Genomic DNA, 20,808 nt, shown 5'->3' on the forward strand with positions numbered 1-20,808 from the left:
AGTTCAAAAGTAGACAAATCTTTCTTATCCCGACAACCGTTTTGAGTGGGTTTCCCCGTTTATCTTGCTCCAGTTTTGCGCTATTTTGACTATAAACTCTGGACCGTTGTCCATGCGTATGTTCTCCGGTTTCCAGTACCTGTTTACCAAGTGCTTCAGCACCCAGATGACCCTGCTGCTTTTTAGCGAATAGTCCGTCTCGATGAACAGGACCTCGCGGTTGTAGTCGTCTATCACGTTGAAAGACCGGAGCTTCACCCCGTTGCTCAGCACATCGCCAACAAAATCGATGCTCCAGGTGTGGGTGAATTTCCCGGGTACGCCCAGGGGCTCTTTCACCCTTGCCGGCAAACGCTTCTTCGTCTTGCGCCGCAGGGGCATGCCCATCTTTTTGTAGATGCGCCCGTCCAAAGACAGCATCAAATCGGTGAAAAGTAAGCTCAAAGAGATAAAAAACTATTTTGCTCAGAATGTTCGCCCTTTTCAAAATCAGACGCCATAAGCTCATTGCCGGAGGAGTCAATCCTTTCGACCCCTCTTGGGATGTTTATATTCGCAAGAGAAAGTTGTGCAGGATTTTAACCTGAATTTTCATATATTGACGGGGGTTTATTCCGCCTGAGTTACCCGACAGAACCGTGCGATGAAGAAATTGACGACTATAATATTGAATGAATTGAAAGAATTCAACCATTTCTTTAAAGAGCAGGAAATTCCAGCCAAGACTATCCTTCTACATGAAGGACAAATCTCAAAAACAATGTTCTTTATTGAGAAAGGTTGTTTGCGGACTTGGATAAATAATGACGGTAAAGAAATTACAACTCAATTTTTCTTCGAAGGAGACGGGGTTTCTTCAATTGAGAGTTTTAGGACAAATCAACCGAGTTTATACAGTATCGAAAGTTTAGAACCTTGTATTTTAAAAACTTTATCACAAAAGGATTTTCAGATTGTTTTGGAGAGTTCCCCTGAATTAAGAAAGAAATTAGAAGACCACTTATTCAGACGGCTTTTTCAATCTCAACAACTTTTATATTCATTTCTAAAAAACAAACCAAAAAAACGATACGAAGAGTTAATAAAACAACACCCTCTTATTATTCAGCGAGTTCCGCAACATTATATTGCTTCCTATTTAGGCATTACACCTGTTTCACTAAGCAGAATACGAAACAGACAATAAAACTCATTTCTTTACAATTGTTATCGTTCAATCCCTTTACGACTTCTCAACTTTGCACTAAATATAAACAGTAAATAATGAGAACCGTAATAGTATTCAATCATCCTTACGAGGGAAGTTATTGCAACGCAATCCTAAACGCAGTAACAAAAGGTCTTCAAAAGGCTGGTCACGAAGTGGACCTTATGCACCTTGACAATGACAGATTTAATCCCGTAATGACACAAGACGACTTACAAGCTTTCGTTGCACATCAACCCATCGACCCACAGGTAATTGATTACAACGAGCGTTTAAAAAAGGCTGACCACTTAATTTTTATTTTCCCTATTTGGTGGGATATTATGCCTGCAACTACCAAAGGTTTTATTGACCGTGTACTATTTCCAGGCGTGGTATATGACCATCATCCCCGAGGCTTCGGCTTAGTGCCACTTCTAAAAAATATGAGAAGTGTAACAATTATCACTACAATGAACAAGCCCAAAATAATGTATTCCTTACTAATAGGTAATTTGATTAGAAAAGTGATGTTACGAAGCGTTTTTAAGACTATGGGATATAAGCGACTGAAATGGATTAGTTTTACTTCTGTTAAATCTGTAAGTCAAGAAAAAAGGAAAAATTGGCTTAGAATCATTGAAACACGATTTTCGTCATTCAATTAAAAAAGATGTATTATGAAGTTGAGCAGAAGTTTTATCACCCCATTAATAACAATAATTTTCCTTGCTGTTGCCCTCTCAGGTTTACTAATGTTTTTTCATATATTTGATGGATATACAGAGGTTGTACATGAAATTCTGGGTGTTATCTTTGTCGTGTTTTCAGTATTACATGTCATTCTCAACTGGAAAGCCTTGAAAATTCATTTCAAAAAGCGTGTTTTTATTCTATCGACAATAGTTGTTGCTGTTATTTCAATTTTATTAGTCATTCAGCAACAAAAGAGTCCAAAATTTGACACTATCCTTATTGAAAGAATAACTAATGCTCCAATTGAGGATGTTTTAAAAGTATTGCAGGTTGATTCTATTGTAGTTGTCAAAAGGCTGGAAGAAAACGGAATTTCTTTTATAGAAGGGGCATCGATGGAAGAAATCTGGATTAACAATAAAGTAAGCCCCAAAAAACTATTCGATTTGATAATAGAATAATTGATTTTTTTGGCAAGTGGATAATCCGGAGCATGTTGACCCCCTCTTTATAAAGAATATCGTTTCCTAAGTCAATCAAAGTTCTCGAATGATCAGGAGAAACTCTCAATGGTGAATACTAGCTTATTTGAAGATCAAACGTGGTTTATCGAATGCTTATGCTGGTTGAAAAGCTGGCCGAGTATTCCTACTAAGTATATAAAGAGAGGCTGCCTGGTGGGGCAGCCTCGTCTGTTATTTGTTGACTTGATTATTTCGCAACATTCTTCAGAGCGTAACCGAAGGTCAGGAAGCCAGTGTTTCCTGCGATAGTACCTTCGTTTTGTCCCCAAAGGAATGGCCAGTCATCATAGTTTTCGAAGTGGTCGGGTCTTCTAAACAGCACACCGGGCGCCATATTTCCAGGGATAAAGGAGAAGTCGGCCCTGTTATTTCCGTAGAACACTTCTTTGGGTCTGGCAGCACCTACTACTGCAGCTAAAGAATAGTTGTGGTAGGGGTGATTACCAAAGATAAAGTCAGATACCTTGTATGCGTGAGAGACATCGATAATGTCCGGATAGTACAGCGCAGCATAGCAGATAGATGTACCGAAGTTCACCGTCATACCACCACCTGCCCAGTTACCCAGACCGATCGGTACTCCGTAAGGATTGTTCTTCTCAAGGTCAAGGATGTAGTCCTTGTACTTCTCAACATAAGGACGCAGTTTTTTCTTGAAAGAGGCATCCATATGGGGAACTGCATTGAGTGCAGTGAGTAGTCCGAAGCTTACATTCCTGTCAAGCATCATCCAGAGCCTATCCTCGAATGTTTTTCTGTATTGTTTGTCCCCGGTTGACACATAAAGCTCCAGATAGGTAGCGATATCACCAAAACCACCTCGTCTGTTTCCGCTTTGGGCTTGCTTTTCCATCAGTTCGGTAGCCTCTTTGAGAAGTCTTTTTGACTGTGTTAAAGCTCTTTCTGCCAGGTCATCATTATAACCCTTGAGTACCCTTGATGCGGCAGCAAACATAGAAGCTGCATTTAGATCCAATGCCGGGTCGCGGCTAGTGAATGCCCAAAGGTCATCAGCCTTTCCACTTGACTTGCCATCAGGTGCTACTTCATATGGTCCAAGTTCAGGATTGTATGGTAGTCCGTCAGTCAGTGAAGCTGCATCTCCTAGGTGGTGATAGTTGTAAAGTACAGAATTTGACAGGGCCTGTGACATGTGACCAATGTTTTCAGCCTGAGCTACAAGATTGAGAACACCATGTTCGATATACTGAAGAATATCGGGTACTCCGTCTGGTCTGTGCAGCTCTACATATCTTTGTTGCTGATTTACATAGGTTTGGTCACGCATGGGCTTAAATGTTTCCCAAATGCTAACCAGGTTTTGAACAACACTAACATTCGAACTGGTCTCGATATCAAAGTCACCAGCATCAAAGAATCCTCCAACATTAAGGCCAGGAATCAGCTCAAGTGGTTTGTACTTTGTGTCAGTTGTTGGACCTTGCCAGTGAAGGTCGAAGTGGTCTGTGTTAGGTGGAGCCTGACGATAGCCTTCCTTGAAGGGCTCACCGTGCCATACTCTGTAGGCTTCACGAACAATCATATGGTTCATGTGGATAGGAATCCAGATATCACTTGTTGCATCTGTGATCCTGTCATATACATTGTCAGAAATGATAAAGTTGCCTGTAGTATGTTCACCATACTTGATATAATAAACTCCCGGCTCTTTTACGGGGGAGAAATCAAACTTAGCATAATGATACTTGAAGTAATCACCCCATGATTTTACAGCACCAGTATATACTTCTTTGTGGCTACCGTCAGTTTCTACCTTGTAGATAGAAGCTTTGTCCAGTACAACGTCATTCTTGTCAAGTTCGATAACTGATACTTTGTCCCTTTTAGTTGTATAACCAACCTGAGAATAACCAATATTCGGCTTTCTAATCCAGTTGTTGATTGAGTTTACTTCAACCTTCCAGGTTACTACCTTGCCGGTGACACCGGCAGGTAGAAGGCTTCTGAGGACATACCATCCGTTTTGAGCCAAACTCCTACCATCATATAGGGAAATTGTAGCATCATCTGATGTGATTCTTATCATACGCTCCGGATCATCTGGAGCAAGCAGGAAAGAGTGCCCATTCTCAAGTGGAAGAGGTACTATAAATTGTCCGGTACCTCTGTCATCAGATGTATTATATCCCTTAAACTGTTTAAGTTTCTCCGAAAGAGGCATAGTGGTAGTATAACCGGTAGCATATCTCGGGAAACGGTTTACCCTGTCGTCAACATAATATACCTTGTTCCAGTATTGAGAAGGCAAGAATTCAAGGTTAAAACCAGCCTTACCAACCAGTGCTTCTGGTAGCGGTTTGTCAAGGTAAACAGCAATCTCTGCAACCTCGCCTATGCTTCTTACAACAATTCTGCTTTCGAAGTCATAGTCTTCGTATACCAGGGTTGTTTCGATAGTATTGTCTTCCTTGTTAACCTTGCGACTAGTAATCTTTGGTACAAGGTCCCACTGTTCCGGAGTGGCTGCAAGTCTGACAGCTCCACCCTGAGAGGTTCTTACCCCGTGGTGGATTATTTCGATTCCGGCATTCTTTTCATCATTAAAACCTCCGGTAAACAGGTTATTGTAAACGAGCAGGTTGACACCACGCTTCTCAAAATACTCAAGGTCATTCAGCACCAGATCACCGCTGCCTGCATACCCTGCTCCCGTCCCCAGGAAGAGTCCAAGAATAAATAGTTTGATCGTCTTTCTCATAGTTTATGGGATATGAATAGTTTCAAGTTTAGACTCGGTTAAGGCCTTTGGGTTTAATCACCATTCATCAGTTCTGAAAGGTGATGCAAGTAAACCTTCCTTGTTCTTCAAATTTGCATCATCCGGATTGTCAGCCCAGGCGTAGCGTACAGCTACCGGGTTGGGTACATCCTTATGGCTTACAATTACTTTATTTCCCTTAATTACAGCATCAGCCCAGACGAACTTTTTATCTTCTCCGGCTATTGCAAAATGCTTCAAAGGCTGCCCATTGCTTGTAAGACCACTTCCTGTATTAGTAAAGCTCAGAATAATCTTATTGCCCTCAATTTTCATATCAGTGAACACAGGTCCTGAAGCAACCACTTTTTCTTTATAAACTAGTTTTCTGGCTCCAAGGAATAGTCGTTGTGCCATATCCTTCTTATTTAGCGGGTGAATATCATTCCATTCTCCCAGATCATAGGTTACGGCGAGAGCTGTATTGTCAATGTTACTTGCTGCCTTAAGTTGCGCCTCACGTATACGGGCCCAGCCACTATCAGATGGCTGATCTCGCTTCTCCATAAAATTAGGTAGCTGGACAAACAGGAAGGGCATATCAGGCTTGTTCCACAGCTCTCTCCAGTTTTCTACCAATGCCTTTACAAGCGGATAGTATTCGTGTGCATTGCCTGTATTGGACTCACCCTGATACCAAATAGCACCAACAACCTTGTAATCTCTCAAAGGATAGATCATTCCATTATATAAACCAGATCCTACAGTTTTCCTGTTGGTGAGTCTTGCTTCAAACTCAGCAGCGTCTCTGTTATCCTTTCCAATTTTGTATTTCCATGTGCCTTCTAAGTCTACCGTTATATCATCTCCTACAACCTTGTATGGTTTATCAGGAATAAAGCCACCGTTGCCAAAGTCTGCAGTCAGTTTCACAGCTATGACATTCTTGCCTGCTTTCAGGATTCCCGCAGGTATGGTGTACCTGCGTGGAGGGTACTCATAGCTTGTAAAACCAACGAAATGGCCGTTTACAAATACGGAGTCATTATTTACAAGTGTTCCGACATAAAGCTTAGCATGTTTTCCATCCATTGATTGGGGAAGCTCAAAGTCCTTCCTGTACCATACTACGCCTCTGGCATCTATTCCCCTGTCTCTCCACATACCGGGAACTGTTGTGGTGGCCCAGTCTGTATCGTCAAAGTCATAGGCATTCCACTTGCCACTTCCTTTGTCACTTTGCGCATACTTAAGTCCTTCGAGGGCTTCCTTGTCAAGGATTAGACGTGGAAATTCCTTCAAATGCTCCTGACCCACCCAGCTTTCAATAGCAGATCCACCGAGGCTGGAAACCAGCATACCTACCGGTATGCCGGTATGTTCATAAGCTATTTGAGCATAAAAATATGCGAGTGCAGTCCAGTTCATTACCTCAGAAGCCACACCGGAATACCACACTGCATTGCCGGCGATGTTGTCCTGCAACTGTTCGGGTGAATCCTGGGTGGGAACCTTATAATGACGTATCATATTATTATTTGAGACATTGATCTCAGGAAACAAATCAGTAAGTCGCACGATAGGTGTTTCCTGATTTGACTGTCCTGAGCAGAGCCATACATCTCCAACAAGCACGTCTCTTAGTATTATCTCATTGACTTCAAGGATAAAGGGGCCACCCGGCTTTTGAGGTGGGAGGGTAACTATCCATTTCCCGTCTTCTCCGGCAGCAGTATCGTAATAGTTGCCACGAAAGCGAACGGTTACTTTTTCACCGGGATTAGCCCATCCCCATATTTTCAACTCTGTATCCCTTTGCAGTACCATCTTATCACTGATAAGGGGAGGTAGTTTTACTTTTGCCTCAAGCGTACTAGAGCTCAAGGGCAACAAAAGGGTCAGAAGAGTAAGGGTTAGCAGTTTTACAGACTTGCCAGTATGTAATTTCATAATGTAATAGATTTAATAGAGCACTGTTTACTTTGGTCAATTATAATGAATAGTTGCCGAAAAATCACGGACTATACGATGATATTTGAACATTCAGGCGTATTTTACCTATTATACGGCTTGTGAATAATTGAGAAAGTATGCTATTTTGCTATTGGACTCTGCTAAACAAATCAATGTAATATTATGGAAATCAAAAGATCTGAACAAGCTAAGGAAACCTTTGCAAGTGGCTTTAACTGTGCACAATCAGTATTGAGTACCTATGGCAAGGAGTATTTTAAGAATGAGGCTGATGCGCTTCGTATGGCATCAGGTTTTGGTGCAGGCATGTCATATCGTGGAGAGGTATGTGGTGCTGTAACAGCTGCCCTGATGGTGCTAGGACTTAAGCATGGCTTTGATAAGCTTGAGGATAAGGATGCTTTTATTGAAAAGAGCAGGACACTGATAGAGCAGTTTGAAAAGGAAAATGGTTCAATCCTATGCAGAAAGCTTCTTTGCGTCGACGTAAATACACCTGATGGCCTTGCTGAGGCACGTGAAAATGGTTTGTTCAGAAAGACCTGTCCGCGTTACATTGAGAGTGCATGTAACTTGCTCGAGGATACTCTTTAAAAGGAAACGAGGTTGTCCAATTAAGGGCAACCTCTTTTTCAATTTAAGCAAGTTGATAAGAATAGATTTCGATTTTTAGATGAACATGTTTACGAAAATTCCATATTCCTTTTTGGATTTTTGCATATAGGGGTTCAAACAAGAAGAAAATTGCATTTTGGAGTACTGTTTTTGAAACACACGCACCTTTGCCTATGATTTTTCTTAAGTTATGAGCAATAGCTATCAGGCCAAACTCGATTTCAACTTTCTTAAGGCCTTTCAGTGTAAATCTGGTGAACTTGTTGTTGTGTTTTATTTGTCCAAACACTGCTTCCGGTTCTATTGGGCGTCTACTTCTGTGATATAGGCCCTGTTCACTTAATAGCTGTTCCCTGGCCTTCTTTTTTAGGATCCTTAACCTGTGATTGATCTCTATTATTCGATTACCGGTAGCTTGAAAACAAAGTCCGCGCAACGGGCATCCAGTACAGTTTTGCGCTTGATAACGTGTCACCTTTGATACATACCCATTCTCAGAAGTCACTTTTCTTTCACCTTTATTGGTCATATGCTGTCCCATCGGGCATACATAATAATCTTCATGTTCGTTGTAATATAGGTTTTGGCTTAGAAATGCATTCTTTTTAAATGCTCTTTTCTGTTCTTTGTGGAAGTAGTTGTACTTGACAAAGTACTCTATATTATTTGCTTCCAGGTATTCATAATTCTCCTCGCTTCCGTAGCCGGCGTCTGCAACGACCGTAGAGCTATGACTTCCATATTGGTTTTTAAATCCCTCCAGATGACACTTTAATGTTCTTGTATCACCTGGGGTTTGATGGATACTGTAATGGGTAATAATCTGGTTCTCTGTACTAATCTGAGGATTATAAGCTGGTTTCAGCTGCCCATTCTTCATATGATCTTCTTTCATTCGCATGAAAGTAGCATCCTCGTCTGTCTTGCTAAAACTGTTGCGATCCCCCAGAGTGTCAAGTTGCTTCTCGTATTTCTCCAACCGTGGCAGATGTTCCTCCTGTAATTGCTTTAGTTGCTTAGATGTGGACTTATTTGTATCCTTAAGCCTGGTGTTAAGCTCAGCTATTTTGCTTTTTAATAAATCTGAGTCTATTGATTGGGGCAAATCTTCTTTGTTGAGAGTTTTTGAGTCCTCTTTAATTTGACTATCAATATCTTTAAGAATACTCCTTATCCTTTCTTCCAGTTTTGCTTTGTTTTTCTCAACTGTGCCTCGCCATACAAAGGTGTACCTGTTTGAGGTAGCTTCTATTTTTGTTCCATCAACATACTGTACCTGAAGACTCACAAACCCCATACCATGCAGTAATCTAACTACTTCTGCAAAGATGGTCTTAATTTCTCCCTGCAAACGGGTACTCCTAAAATAATTGATTGTTCTAAAGTCTGGAACACAGCCCTTTGATAACCAGATAAAATGAATATTCTCTTGTAAAGCCTTTTCAATCTTTCTGCACGAAAATATGTTGTTTAAATAACTGTAGAACAGTATTTTAACCATCATTCTTGGATGAAAACTGCTAGCACCACCACCTTTGTATTTATTTAGTATAGATGTGATATCCAGTTGATCTACAACCTTATCAACCAGACGAACTGGATGGTCTGCTGGTATGCGATCCAAGAGGTTTTCAGGGAATAACTGAGCTTGATTGTTTGGAAGCTCTTTGAAAACAACTTTTTTCATTATGGATTGATTTATAGTATTAATATACTATATATCAATTATATAACCAACTTTTTCGAGAAAAAAATCAAACAAAAAAAGAGACTGCCTAATCTTTTTAGACAGCCCCACTATATACATTTTCAGGCTAGGATTCAGGGACAGACTATCAATTTGATTAACGGCCTTGCGAAAACTTGGCGTACTTCATATCTTCTCTTTTGATATGATTGACGATCCAGTCCATAATAAAATGTGTTACCTCAAAGGAAGCAGGGGCTTTACCTGAATTGTAACTTTCTAAAAAGCCCCCAATCTTTTCTGCGAAGGCCTGGTGCTCCTGCTTGTGTCTGTCGAGTTCGGGGAAACCAATCTTTTTCATAAATATTTCCTCTGATCTGAAGTGAGTGGCAGCATAGTCGGCAAGCTTAGTAAGCAGGGCTGCAAGGCTTTCATTTGATGCCCCGCTCTGTACTCCCTGGTAAAAGCTGTTGAGGGCGTCAAATAATGATTTATGTTCAGCATCAATTGCAGTGTTGCTAACCGAGAATTTCTCGTTCCATTCGATTGTCATAGATTTAGGTTTTTTAGTTGGTATTTTGTCTGGCAATTGCAAATATAGAATTAGTGGGCCTTTTACCAAATGCGTTTATATAGCAAAACTATTAATTCGTCAAAAAAGAGAAATCAGGTACACGAATCCCTCAATAAATTACCAGGGTGTAATTTAATATAAACATTAAGATATGTGATTTTATGTTTTTTTGCATTTGAGATATTGGTAATGGATAAACAAGTACTTATATTTGCAATTGGGTTAGGGTTAAGGTTAGGAAAGGGCATGTCAGATTTATTTGGCGGCCCTTTCTTTTTTTTATATACCTTTGATTAGCTAATGGGTAGTATATGATTAAACAACGAACTGGCAGAGCTTCTCTTGGACGTGTTCCTTATGCATATATAATTACAGTATCCTTTTTAATTGTCCTGTTAATCGTTAAGTATTTGGTGTGGGATGGCTTGCTGGACCTTCCCGTAAGGGTTAACAGTGCCCTAAACTTTATGATACAACTGCTGGGGGTATGGTTGCTAATTAGTGTTTTCCTGAAACTTACAAAAAGGAGTTTTCAGAAGTTCTTTCACGAACCTGAAGAGCGTATATTCTTTTCGAAAATATACAGCTGGAGTCTGTACACGATTGGCGTATTATATATCTTATCTCAATTGGGTGTATCATTGGGTAATATCACTCTGGTAATCGGTTTGCTTGCAACCGGTCTTGCCTTTGCAATCAGGGAAATCCTCCTTTCTGTATTTGGCTGGCTGATTTTGCTTCGCAAAAGGCCGTTCAGGATAGGCGATTATATTAAGATTGACGGACGTGAGGGTCGGGTTCTGCATATTGGCACCTTCTATGTGAGAATAGATATGTCAGAGAAAAGGGGAGAGGACTTTACACAGATACCTAATCGCTTCTTTCTGGAGAAGAGCATTGACGTTTTGGGTAAGAGCACAATACTGGATACGATTGAGTTTCCTTTAGCATATGTGCCGGCTAATTTTAGTGAGTTGACCCAAAAATTTCAGCAGGATATACTAAAGCTTGCCAAGAGTAAAGAGTATCTGAAGACTTACCTGGACGTTAAGGACAACAAGTTGTTGCTTGTGGTAGAGGTGGAGCTGGATTTTGACTCCAGATTTGAACTAAGATCACGGATAGTCGAGCTTATAAATGGCTTACTTGGCGAGGCCGCTTCATTCTCAAAGTAATCAGAGTCTTTTTCGGTGTGATACTGTTGGTGAAACTGACATTGCAACTGATGTAAAAGAGTTCTGATATCAACCTAAAGCAATTCAAATTAAGGCATAAAAAAGAGGTTGTCACTATTGTGGCAACCTCTCATCTTTTATTTCAAACTGTATTATTTTGCCCCGATAAAGGTTTCACCTTCCTTCAGGTTCCAGCCTGCAATCTTTTGGATATGCTCTGGAATAGGAGCAGCAAACTTATGGCCTTCAAATTCGGCGACTACCTTATCGCTATCGGTTGTAGGAGCCACACCCTGATAGTTTGCATAGAAGCCACTGTTTGCTTCAAACTGAGTGAAAGCGGCCTGGAAATCTGCCAGGTCTGTTACCTTTAGGTTGCATTCCTCATTGGCAAAAGGACTCCACGAAATAAGGGTAGTCTCACCAGTTTCAGGTAAAGTTACATATACATTATTGTCAGACACCTTCATAGCCGGATTGGGCAGACGCTCACACATATTTGCAGGCTGAGAAACATTAACCATGGGTTTTTCAAGTTCTGCGTTATGAATCATCAGATTGTTTACAAATACATGGTTTTCACGTTCATCAACACCTGGAGCGGTATCAATGTGCCATCCGAAGTGGTCATTTCCATCGCCACGGCTGTTACGTGAAAATGCTGCAGTACTATTGATAAAGGTATTGTTGTACACCTCTGCACTTCTACTGTTAAGAATCCAGACACCCATGTCGTTGTTTACAAAAGTGTTGCCAACAACAGTAACGTGTTCTGATATTTCAAAGAAGAAACCTGCCATGCCTCCCCAGATTCTGTCTGCCGGATCTTCAATCTTGGTGCGACCAACATTTTCAACTCTGTTGTTAATAAAGATACCATCCTTGTTACCTACATCATACCACAGACCATTTGAGAATGGGTTGTCAGTAATAAGGTTTTCGCGGCATACTACCCTGTGAGTCTGGTTGAAAATCTTAACTGCAGATGGGTAGAAACCTGTCCACTTTTCTATGTTGTTTCTTCCGAAGATGTTTCTTTCAAGAAGAACATCTGAAGAAGCTACTATATAAAGACCTTCAGTATTTGAGTCTTCAATCTTGCAATTACGCATTACCATGCTGTCGCCAATAGCGAACACACAAATACGCAAACTCTTGCTGAATGTACAGTTTTCAAACACTGTTCCAATAACGTCCTTGCCATGTTCCTCTTCGGCAGATACTCCCTGTGGATAGTAACCGTCAATATGAACCATGGTGTCAGGATACATTGTTACCAGAAGACCTTTGATAACAGGTCCTCGTCCGTCAGATGACTTACCATGAACGTCAGTCACTACCCTGTGGATAGCCTTTCTGAAAGCAGTAATCTCAACAGTCTTTCCTGAAGGATCAGCAGCCAGATAAATCTTCTTGTTATCATAGTCTACAAGGAAGGTTTCCTCATTGAGTTCTTCCTTGCTGCCTGCTGATTGCAGCAGCTGTCCGTCAATAAAGACAGCATCATTGTTAAACCTGTGCAGGGGAGTGTTTTTTTCATTCCATTGCCTTACCCACCAGCTTTCGGGTACACCGGGAAAAAGATATTCCCACTCAGTAAACCATAGTCCGTCTGCGTCTTGTTGCCAGTTGTCAGCAATCAGACAGCCTTTAATAACGGGTTTCTCATCATTGTAAGGCTGAATTGTAATACCCTGGTTGAATTCAAGGTTGCCAGTGCGGTATTCTCCACCTCGCATTACAATTGCATCACCCGTTACTACGCGCTCGATGGCAGCCTCAATACTTGTAGGTTTGTCAAGGCTTAAACCGTCGGCTGTTGGGTCACCGTCAGGTGCAACATAATAAATCGTTCCGGCAGTCTGGGGTAGTTCATAAACCTGATCAATCGGACCATATACTATTGGCTCCGATTCTTCCTGCTGAACCTGTGCACATGCTGCCAGTCCAATAATACAAAGGGCTGGGATGGTTGCTTTGATTCCTGTGAAAAACTTCATGTTATAAGCTGTTTTTGGTTTATATGATTGAAAATTGATTCCAAATTGGCGGGAAGGTTTAAGATCTTCCAATAATAGCAAAAAAATATGAATATTTCAGGATTGTAGCCCTTGAATATTTACATGAAGGCTTTCGGCAAGAAGATTATGAATTTACATCACCCTTTTGTAACATTTATTGGGGTGAAGTTGTCTTACCCATAAAAATATTATTTCATATGAGACTTATTACGAATATCATCAAAGCGTTTTTTCTGCTTTTTGCCGGGCTTTTCATCTTTTTCATGCTAAAGATGGACAAACCTGGCGCGGTAAACTATCCTTTTAGTCAAGCATCCTCAGTTGAGATTCAGTCGATCTCAGCAACAATTAGCAAACTGCAGCAAGTCTATCAATTGCGCGATGTGTCTAAAATCGATGATTGTATAAATAACACAATGGACTCTAGTTCAATCTTTATTCTTGGCACCAGTCCAAACGAGATTTTCAGAGGGAAACAGGGCGCTTCTAATTTACTTTGGGGCGACTGGAAATATTGGGGCGATGTTCGTTTTGACTTAAATCGGCTTTGTGTAGATACTATCGGCCAGAATATAGCTTATGTTGTTTTCCCGGGCACTGTAAAAATCGATATTTGGGGCATGACTTTTCCGCTGCAGGTTTCTGGAGTTATGCTCAATATCGATGAGCGATGGGTGTTTACCAAGATGCAGTTTCAATATGCATTGAATACAAACTATATCGTTTTTGCAAAAATAGCAGCAATAGGAACCTTATGTGCGCTTGTGCTTCTATCTATTATGCTATTAGTTTGTCTTGCATACAGCCGTAATAAAGTTGACTAGTACATAAATCGGACGAAGTTGTGCCACCGAACCATACCAAATAAAGAATTACAAACGAACCTAGGTAGAGGCTATGGGTCATGTATAGAGTTTTACCGGCTATTTTTACTCAACATCAGTACTTATCACTCCCTTTCTTTTAAATTTTCTGCGATATAGTATGTAACCGCTAATGACAACAACAACTCCGGCAAGTCCTGCAAGTGGAACTATCAGAATGTAAAAATCACCCAGAATTGCAGAGAAAAAGCGCCCTGTATGTATCTCAAGCGCTACATTCCACAACGACAGCCCTTCATTATCGGTTAATATTTCGGGCATGGGAGGGAAGTCGTTGTCATGCCAAAGGGGAGTAGCCCCTTTGTCATAGTCCATCATGTAACGTAGGCCGCTGGGATCTGTTATTAAGCCGGCGACTTTAAAGTCGCCTGTAGGCCTTCCACCTTTCTCATAGTGTTCTTCACCAGTGACATAGTTGATAATAACCGGATTGGATGGATTCCATGTAAATAAGCCACTAAAGGATCCGATCAGATATGCCCCATTTTCGAATGGTTCAAATACTGTAATTCCCATTACACTTACCGGGGGCTGGTTTTCGAAGGGTTCAAGACTGAAATCATCTCTGTTCAAAGTGAACATACCATCGAGGGTTGAGACAAGCATTTGATCTTTGTCATTGTCATATAGCAGATCACGTAGTTTGTCGTACCAGGGGTTAGGCTGATCGAGGTTTGAATATTTGACAGGAGGTACTTCAACATTTGCAATTGCTATAAGGAAGGGAGGACGAAGGAAAATACCCGTCAGATACATAATAGCAAGAAAGACAAAGGTCAGCTCACCTATTTTGTTGTGCCATCTAAGTGACCAGGAAGCAACACCAATAAGTTTCCTTCTTGGTTTCCCTGCCAGTTTGCGTCGCTTTATCCAATCTGGAAAGAAGAACCAGATAATGCCTGTTAGTGACAGAAATATTGTGACAAGTCCAAGGAGATCTGCAAAGAGTTGTCCAGGCAGTCCGAGTATCTCACCTGAATGAGTCTGCCATAAAGTCTTCATCAGACTTACCGTATTACGATAATCATCAGGAGCCTTTAGCTCAATACGCTCCAGTTGGGTAGCCGGACCAGCAGATATTCCCCTGTACAGGAAGGAGCGGCTAAGTATATAGACAGTATCTCCAATACTCTCAATACCGACAAAGCGGGTGCTTCCTTCCACTGTAGGCATCCTTTGCCAGAAACCTGAATTGGAATCCCATGCAAAAAGACCAAACTGGGTTGCTGCATAGATATGTCCCAGATGGTTCTGATGAAGATCAAAGACCCTTCTGTTGTCGGATCCCATTGGGATTCCTGCATTGAAAGGTCTGAAACTACCAAATTCTCCGTCGCATTTCCATATTCCGATAGCCCCATAGACAAGCAATGAGTCATCAGGCAGTCGGATGCTGCCCTTGACGGAGGCATTGTTCCAGTTGTTGTATCTGTAACTGCCAGGAAGATCTTTCCTTTTGATATCAATGTGGGAAAAGGCTTCTCTGTGATTTAGAAATATCCCTGTGATGCCGAAGTAAAGCAGAAAAAATGACAATATTAACCCAGGCCATCTGTGTAGCTTCTTATAAGGTTTCCAGTTCTTATTCATATTGTGAGGACATATTTTCAATAAGAAGGTCTGAAACGGCTGTTTCAGACCTTCCATAGGTAGATTTAGTGAAGATAGATATTAGTTACGTTTTTCTATACTCCAACCGGTTCTAAGTCCAATGACGAACCACACCAGTGCAAGAGTACCTATTGCAAAAAGAGTATCTCCGATTACCCTAAGCCATTTGAATACAGTAATATAATCCTGTTGCATAAATTCAGCTGAGCGGGCGTACCAAAGTCCTTCCTGTACGCTTGCAACTGTTTGTGCAAGACCAATCGGAAGCAGGCTAAGAGTTACCATTGCCAACAATCCGATATTGATCAGCCAGAAAGCATATTTGATCCAGGTGTCCTTCCATTTCAGATCCGTGTTCATATCACGCAGTACGAAAAGCATAAGTCCGATACCCAGTATACCATATACTCCAAAGAGGGCAGCGTGACCGTGAACAGGTGTAGTATTTAGTCCCTGCATATAATAGAGGGCAATAGGAGGATTAATAAGAAAGCCGAAAATACCTGCACCGACCAGGTTCCAGAATGCTACTGCAATAAAGCAATATATTGGCCACTTGTAAGAACTAATCCAGTCACTGCTCCTTGATAGTTTCATATGATCATAGGCCTCATAACCGACAAGGACCAGAGGTACTACCTCAAGTGCACTGAATGTTGCACCAATGGCCATGATGGCAGTAGGTGTTCCTGTGAAATAAAGGTGGTGGAAGGTACCTAGTATACCACCCGACAGAAAGATAATAGTAGTGAAGAGTACTGCAGCAGTTGCCATTTGTGCACGTAGCAGTTTCAGTCTGACAAAGAGGAATGACATCACAGCTACTGCAAAGACCTCGAAGAAACCTTCTACCCAAAGGTGAACCACCCACCATCTCCAATACTCGGCAATAGCAAGATTGGTCTGCCTTCCCCACATAAGACCTGCACCATAGAACAGAGCAATGGCGACACAGGCAATCAGGAACATTATTAGAAGATGGTGATTGCCGGCTTTTTGCTTAATTGCTGGAATAATGGCTCTACCCATCAGGAATAGCCATATAAATAGTCCGGCAAACAGAAACCACTGCCAGAATCTGCCAAGATCAACATATTCATAGCCCTGGTGACCAAACCAGAAATTCTCAACAAGTCCCAGTTTCTGCATGATGCCCATCCACTGGCCTGCAAGCGATCCAAGTACTATTACTAACAAGGCATAGAATAAGAGGTCTACACCTAGTTTCTGAAACTTAGGCTCCTTACCAACTATAGTCGGTGCATAGTATAAGCCAGTTGCCAGCCACGATGTTGCTATCCAGAATATTGCCAGCTGTACGTGCCATGTGCGGGAAACGGAGTAGGGGAGCCAGTCGGCAAGCGGTATTCCATAAAATCCAAGACCTTCTACTCCGTAGTGAGCCGTCACTACTCCCATGACTACCTGGACTAATATCAGGAAGGTTACTATTATGAAGTATTTCAGCGTAGCTCTTTGTGAAGGAGTTTGTGCTAAGTTTGCAACCGGTGAAGCCGGAGGTGCTACTATCGGTTCCTCTTCCTTTGTGGAGGCATAGTACCACACCATTAAGCCAATGCCTGCAAGCAACAGGATAACACTGAACCCGGTCCATAATATCATTGAACCTGTAGGAGTGTTTGCTACCAGTTTTTCAGGCGGCCAGTTGTTAGTATAGCTGATTTCCTGTCCTGGTCTTTGAGCGACACAAGCCCATGAGGCCCAGAAAAAGAAGGCATTGAGCTGATGCACCCTCTCCGGATCCTTTAGTGAGTTTGCCGGAATTGCATAAGCCTCTCTAAGGTGATCCATTGAAGGATTGTCAGTAAAGAGTCCGGCATAGTATCGTGAGTTATAGGCTATAGCCTCAGCTCTAAGGGACGAAACAGTAAGAACCCCGGTTTCCCTGTCATAGGTATTGGTTCTTAGATCCTTTTGGAGAAGTACCTGTAAGGCTGCTTGCTGATCACCCTCCAGTTCATCATAAGCTTTCCCATGACTGGCAATAGATAGTGCATCCAGCATATAAACAGCTTCTCTGTGAAGCCAGTCAGCTGTCCAGTCTGGAGCCTGGTAAGCTCCATGGCCCCAGATTGTTCCAACCTGTTGGCCTCCGAGCGACTGCCATACATTCTGGCCATCTTTAATTTCCTGTCCTGAAAATAGCACTTCTCCTGTAACAGTTACTACCTTTTCGGGAACAGGTGGAGCTTCACGATAGATTTCCCTACCATAATAAAGCAATACGGCAAACGAGATTGTGATTACCGCAATGAATCCGATCCATAGTCTTCTTGTTTTCATGTGTTGTTTGATTTAGTTAAAGGCTTTCAAACAAAAATAGAAAAGAAAATATATAAAAAGATGCGCATATCCACAATTGTTGAAATTTTTATTTATTCTATATTAGCTCTCTGATAGTGAAGATAGCAAGTCAGGCAGCAAATGTCAAATAATCTGGATATTGCAGAAAACAGGTAGGAGTAATGAACTAATGATTAACATATAAACATTAAGATTATGATAATAGACAAACTAGAGAATGCATCACGTTATTTCATGCTTCATCCATCATTGGAACAAGCTTTTGATTTTATTGAGTCGATGGAGGATGATGATTTCTTTACGGGAAAGCGTGAGATCGTTGGAGATCACCTGTATTGTAGCGGGATTTCAGGCGAAACTAAGGGATTTGATGAGAATATCTGGGAAGCTCATGAGAGGTACCTGGATATTCATTATGTGCTTGAGGGAAAGGAAAGAGTGTTCTTTGCAGATCCTGAAGAGGTAAAGGTCAAGGAGGCCTATAATGAAGAAAAAGACCTGACCGTTTATGAAGGAGAAGGGAAAGAATACCACATTCCTGCTGGAGGTTTTGTGATATTCTTTCCTGGTGAGATTCACAAGACAATGGTGAGTTCCGGTCAGCCGGAACCCGTTAAAAAGCTTGTTATAAAGCTTGAACTGGCTTAGGAGTATCCAGCAGTCCGCTTCTTTTTAGCAGTGCGTCAACTGAAGGCTTTTCACCTCTGAATCTGACATAAAGATCCATTGGGTGCTCAGTACCTCCCTTTGATAAGATACATTCGCGGAATCTTTCGGCAGTAGCACTGTCAAAGATTCCGTTTTCTTTGAATACCGAGAAGGCATCAGCATCGAGAACTTCAGCCCATTTGTAACTATAGTAACCGGCAGCATAGCCTCCGTCAAAGATATGGCTGAAAGCAGTACTTACACAGCTTCCTTCAACTTCTGGGAAGAGCTCTGTTTTAGCCATAGCCTTCTTTTCAAATTCAATAGGATCTTCTGTAATTGGTGTGGTTACAGTATGCCATCCCAAATCGTTGAATCCAAAACCAAGTTGGCGAACAGATGCGTAACCGCTTTGGAAGTTATCAGAATTAATAATCTTCTCAATCAGTTCAGCAGGTATTGTCTCACCGGTTTGATAGTGAGTTGCACACATTTCAAGCCATTCTCTCTCAAGAGCCCAGTTTTCCATGATCTGAGATGGAAGTTCAACGAAATCCCGGTAAACACTTGTTCCTGCAAGACTTTCGTAAGTAACATCGCTAAGCATGCCATGCAATGCGTGACCAAATTCATGTAGGAAGGTTGTTACTTCATAGAAAGTAAGCAGTGAAGGACGTGAAGGCGATGGTTGGGTAAAGTTGCATACTATAGAGATATGCGGTATAACTCTTTCTCCATTTACCTTATGTTGTTCCCTGAAAGAGGTCATCCAGGCTCCACCTTGTTTTGATTTGCGTGGGTGGAAGTCGGTATAGAAAATAGCAAGTATAGTACCGTCCTTATCGTAAACCTCATAGGCTTGTACATCAGGATGATAAACAGGTATTTCCTTATTTTCCTTAAATGTAAGGCCATATAACTTATTGGCCAGACCAAAGACGCCTTGCTTTACATTTTCTAGTTGGAAGTAAGGTCTGATCATCTCGTCATCAAGGTCGAAAAGCGAACGACGGAGCTTTTCGGAATAGTATGAAAAGTCCCAACGTTGCAGTTCATCGTTAAGTCCTGACTTTTTTGCAAAATTACTTACTTCAATCACGTCATTCTTTGCATGCGGATATGACTTCTCGTACAGCTGATTGAGCAGGTCGTATACATTAGCAGCATTTTGAGCCATTCTTTCTTCAAGTGCATAATCTGCATGAGAAGCATAGCCGAGCAGATTGGCCTTTTCAAGACGAAGATTGGCAATCTTCACCATGATGGCCTTGTTGTCGTATTCGTTGTTATTGTTGGCTCTTGATAAAGATGCCCTTTGAAGCTTTTCACGTAGGTCTCTGTTATCTGCATACTTCAGGAAGGGACCCATACTAGGGGCATGTAAAGTAAACATCCAGCCTTCCTGCCCTTCGCTTTCAGCCAGGTGCTTGGCGTTTTCAATTTCAGACTCAGGAAGACCAGCAAGATCAGCAGTATCAGTAATAAGAAGTTTAAAACTGTTGGTTTCTGCCAGTAGGTTTTCTGCGAATTGCAGAGAAAGCTGTGACAGTTCTGCAGTGATCTCCCTATACCTTTGTTTTTCAGCTTCTCCAAGAAGAGCTCCCCCACGTACAAAGGTTTTGTATACCTGATTGAGGAGCATACTTTCTTCAGTATTCAGGTTAAGCTCATCCTTCTTGTCGTATACGGCTTTTACTCTGGCAAACAGTTCCTCGTTAAGCCAGATATCATTGCTATACTCAGAAAGAAGGGGAGATACTTCGCGGGCAACTTTCTGTATATCCTCACTTGTTTCAGCCTCATTGAGATTGAAGAATACAGAACTAATACGGGTTAGAAGTTTACCGCTATTCTCGAGAGCTTCTATTGTATTTGCAAAACTGGGTTCTTCAGTATTGCTGATGATTGCTTTGATATCTTCTCGTCCATGTTCCATTGCAACCTTAAAGGCTGGAACGTAATGCTCTGCTTTTATCTTGTCGAAAGGAACGGTCTGATACGGCGTGTTAAAGTCCTCAAGCAAAGGATTGTAGTCTGACATCTTGCTATTGTTTTTACAACAGGTTAATAATGCAATGCAACCAAAACCAAGAATAATACGTTTTGGTTTTAAGAAATTTCTAATCAACATACGTATGGTATCGTTTAAGTAATTGTTAGTAAAAAACT

The 20,808-nt window shown here is 41.4% G+C and carries 14 protein-coding genes and 2 pseudogenes; 7 read left to right on the forward strand and 9 right to left on the reverse strand.

Going from position 1 to position 20,808, the window contains the following annotated elements; translation table 11 throughout:
* Positions 1–24: 24 nt before the first annotated feature.
* Positions 25–402: pseudogene (locus M9189_RS06365) on the reverse strand (DDE-type integrase/transposase/recombinase); the annotation flags it as partial.
* 241 nt (positions 403–643) lie between these two features.
* On the opposite strand from M9189_RS06365, the gene M9189_RS06370 reads away from it, so the two are divergent.
* From M9189_RS06370 to M9189_RS06380, 3 genes are all read left to right on the forward strand, one after another.
* A complete protein-coding gene (locus M9189_RS06370) occupies positions 644–1,186 on the forward strand; it encodes a Crp/Fnr family transcriptional regulator (RefSeq protein WP_250725484.1) in 543 nt (180 codons plus the stop codon).
* Positions 1,187–1,263: 77 nt separating this feature from the next.
* Positions 1,264–1,854 carry an NAD(P)H-dependent oxidoreductase gene (locus M9189_RS06375; protein ID WP_250725487.1) on the forward strand — a complete coding sequence of 197 codons (591 nt, stop codon included), beginning with the start codon at positions 1,264–1,266 and terminating at the stop codon, positions 1,852–1,854.
* Between the two features lie 12 nt (positions 1,855–1,866).
* Positions 1,867–2,343: a DUF4405 domain-containing protein gene (locus M9189_RS06380; protein WP_250725489.1), complete on the forward strand. Its 477-nt coding sequence runs from the start codon at positions 1,867–1,869 to the stop codon at positions 2,341–2,343.
* Between the two features lie 250 nt (positions 2,344–2,593).
* On the opposite strand, the gene M9189_RS06385 is transcribed toward M9189_RS06380, so the two are convergent.
* Positions 2,594–5,125 (reverse strand): glycoside hydrolase family 9 protein, encoded by a 2,532-nt coding sequence (locus M9189_RS06385; protein WP_250725490.1) that lies wholly within the window; start codon positions 5,123–5,125, stop codon positions 2,594–2,596.
* A gap of 57 nt (positions 5,126–5,182) precedes the next feature.
* Positions 5,183–7,075: a sialate O-acetylesterase gene (locus M9189_RS06390; RefSeq protein ID WP_250725492.1), complete on the reverse strand. Its 1,893-nt coding sequence runs from the start codon at positions 7,073–7,075 to the stop codon at positions 5,183–5,185.
* Between the two features lie 186 nt (positions 7,076–7,261).
* On the opposite strand from M9189_RS06390, the gene M9189_RS06395 reads away from it, so the two are divergent.
* Positions 7,262–7,693, forward strand: coding sequence for a C-GCAxxG-C-C family protein (locus M9189_RS06395; RefSeq protein ID WP_250725494.1), 432 nt, complete (start codon positions 7,262–7,264; stop codon positions 7,691–7,693).
* Positions 7,694–7,880: 187 nt separating this feature from the next.
* Here M9189_RS06395 and M9189_RS06400 read toward each other — a convergent pair.
* Positions 7,881–9,401 (reverse strand): annotated as a pseudogene (locus tag M9189_RS06400) (IS1182 family transposase); the annotation flags it as partial.
* A 157-nt stretch (positions 9,402–9,558) separates the two neighbouring features.
* Positions 9,559–9,954: a bacteriohemerythrin gene (locus tag M9189_RS06405; RefSeq protein ID WP_250725496.1), complete on the reverse strand. Its 396-nt coding sequence runs from the start codon at positions 9,952–9,954 to the stop codon at positions 9,559–9,561.
* A 332-nt stretch (positions 9,955–10,286) separates the two neighbouring features.
* On the opposite strand from M9189_RS06405, the gene M9189_RS06410 reads away from it, so the two are divergent.
* Positions 10,287–11,150 (forward strand): mechanosensitive ion channel family protein, encoded by an 864-nt coding sequence (locus M9189_RS06410; protein ID WP_250725498.1) that lies wholly within the window; start codon positions 10,287–10,289, stop codon positions 11,148–11,150.
* 152 nt (positions 11,151–11,302) lie between these two features.
* Here the strand turns inward: M9189_RS06410 and M9189_RS06415 are convergent, their stop codons facing one another.
* Entirely contained in the window at positions 11,303–13,150 is a 1,848-nt protein-coding gene (locus M9189_RS06415; protein ID WP_250725500.1) for a right-handed parallel beta-helix repeat-containing protein, read from the reverse strand.
* 218 nt (positions 13,151–13,368) lie between these two features.
* On the opposite strand from M9189_RS06415, the gene M9189_RS06420 reads away from it, so the two are divergent.
* Entirely contained in the window at positions 13,369–13,995 is a 627-nt protein-coding gene (locus M9189_RS06420; protein ID WP_250725501.1) for a hypothetical protein, read from the forward strand.
* A gap of 105 nt (positions 13,996–14,100) precedes the next feature.
* Here the strand turns inward: M9189_RS06420 and M9189_RS06425 are convergent, their stop codons facing one another.
* Both M9189_RS06425 and M9189_RS06430 read right to left on the reverse strand, forming a co-directional pair.
* Entirely contained in the window at positions 14,101–15,645 is a 1,545-nt protein-coding gene (locus M9189_RS06425; RefSeq protein ID WP_250725503.1) for a PepSY-associated TM helix domain-containing protein, read from the reverse strand.
* 81 nt (positions 15,646–15,726) lie between these two features.
* Positions 15,727–17,970, reverse strand: coding sequence for a nitric-oxide reductase large subunit (locus tag M9189_RS06430; RefSeq protein WP_250725505.1), 2,244 nt, complete (start codon positions 17,968–17,970; stop codon positions 15,727–15,729).
* 216 nt (positions 17,971–18,186) lie between these two features.
* Here M9189_RS06430 and M9189_RS06435 point away from each other — a divergent pair, with 216 nt between their 5' ends.
* Positions 18,187–18,639 carry a NanQ anomerase/TabA/YiaL family protein gene (locus tag M9189_RS06435; protein WP_250725507.1) on the forward strand — a complete coding sequence of 151 codons (453 nt, stop codon included), beginning with the start codon at positions 18,187–18,189 and terminating at the stop codon, positions 18,637–18,639.
* On the opposite strand, the gene M9189_RS06440 is transcribed toward M9189_RS06435, so the two are convergent.
* Positions 18,617–20,680 carry a M3 family metallopeptidase gene (locus tag M9189_RS06440; RefSeq protein WP_250725509.1) on the reverse strand — a complete coding sequence of 688 codons (2,064 nt, stop codon included), beginning with the start codon at positions 20,678–20,680 and terminating at the stop codon, positions 18,617–18,619. The genes M9189_RS06435 and M9189_RS06440 overlap by 23 nt on opposite strands.
* Positions 20,681–20,808 lie beyond the last annotated feature (128 nt).

This window comes from Xiashengella succiniciproducens, from assembly GCF_023674465.1.
In the GTDB taxonomy this organism is placed as follows: Bacteria; Bacteroidota; Bacteroidia; order Bacteroidales; family Marinilabiliaceae; genus Geofilum; species Geofilum succiniciproducens.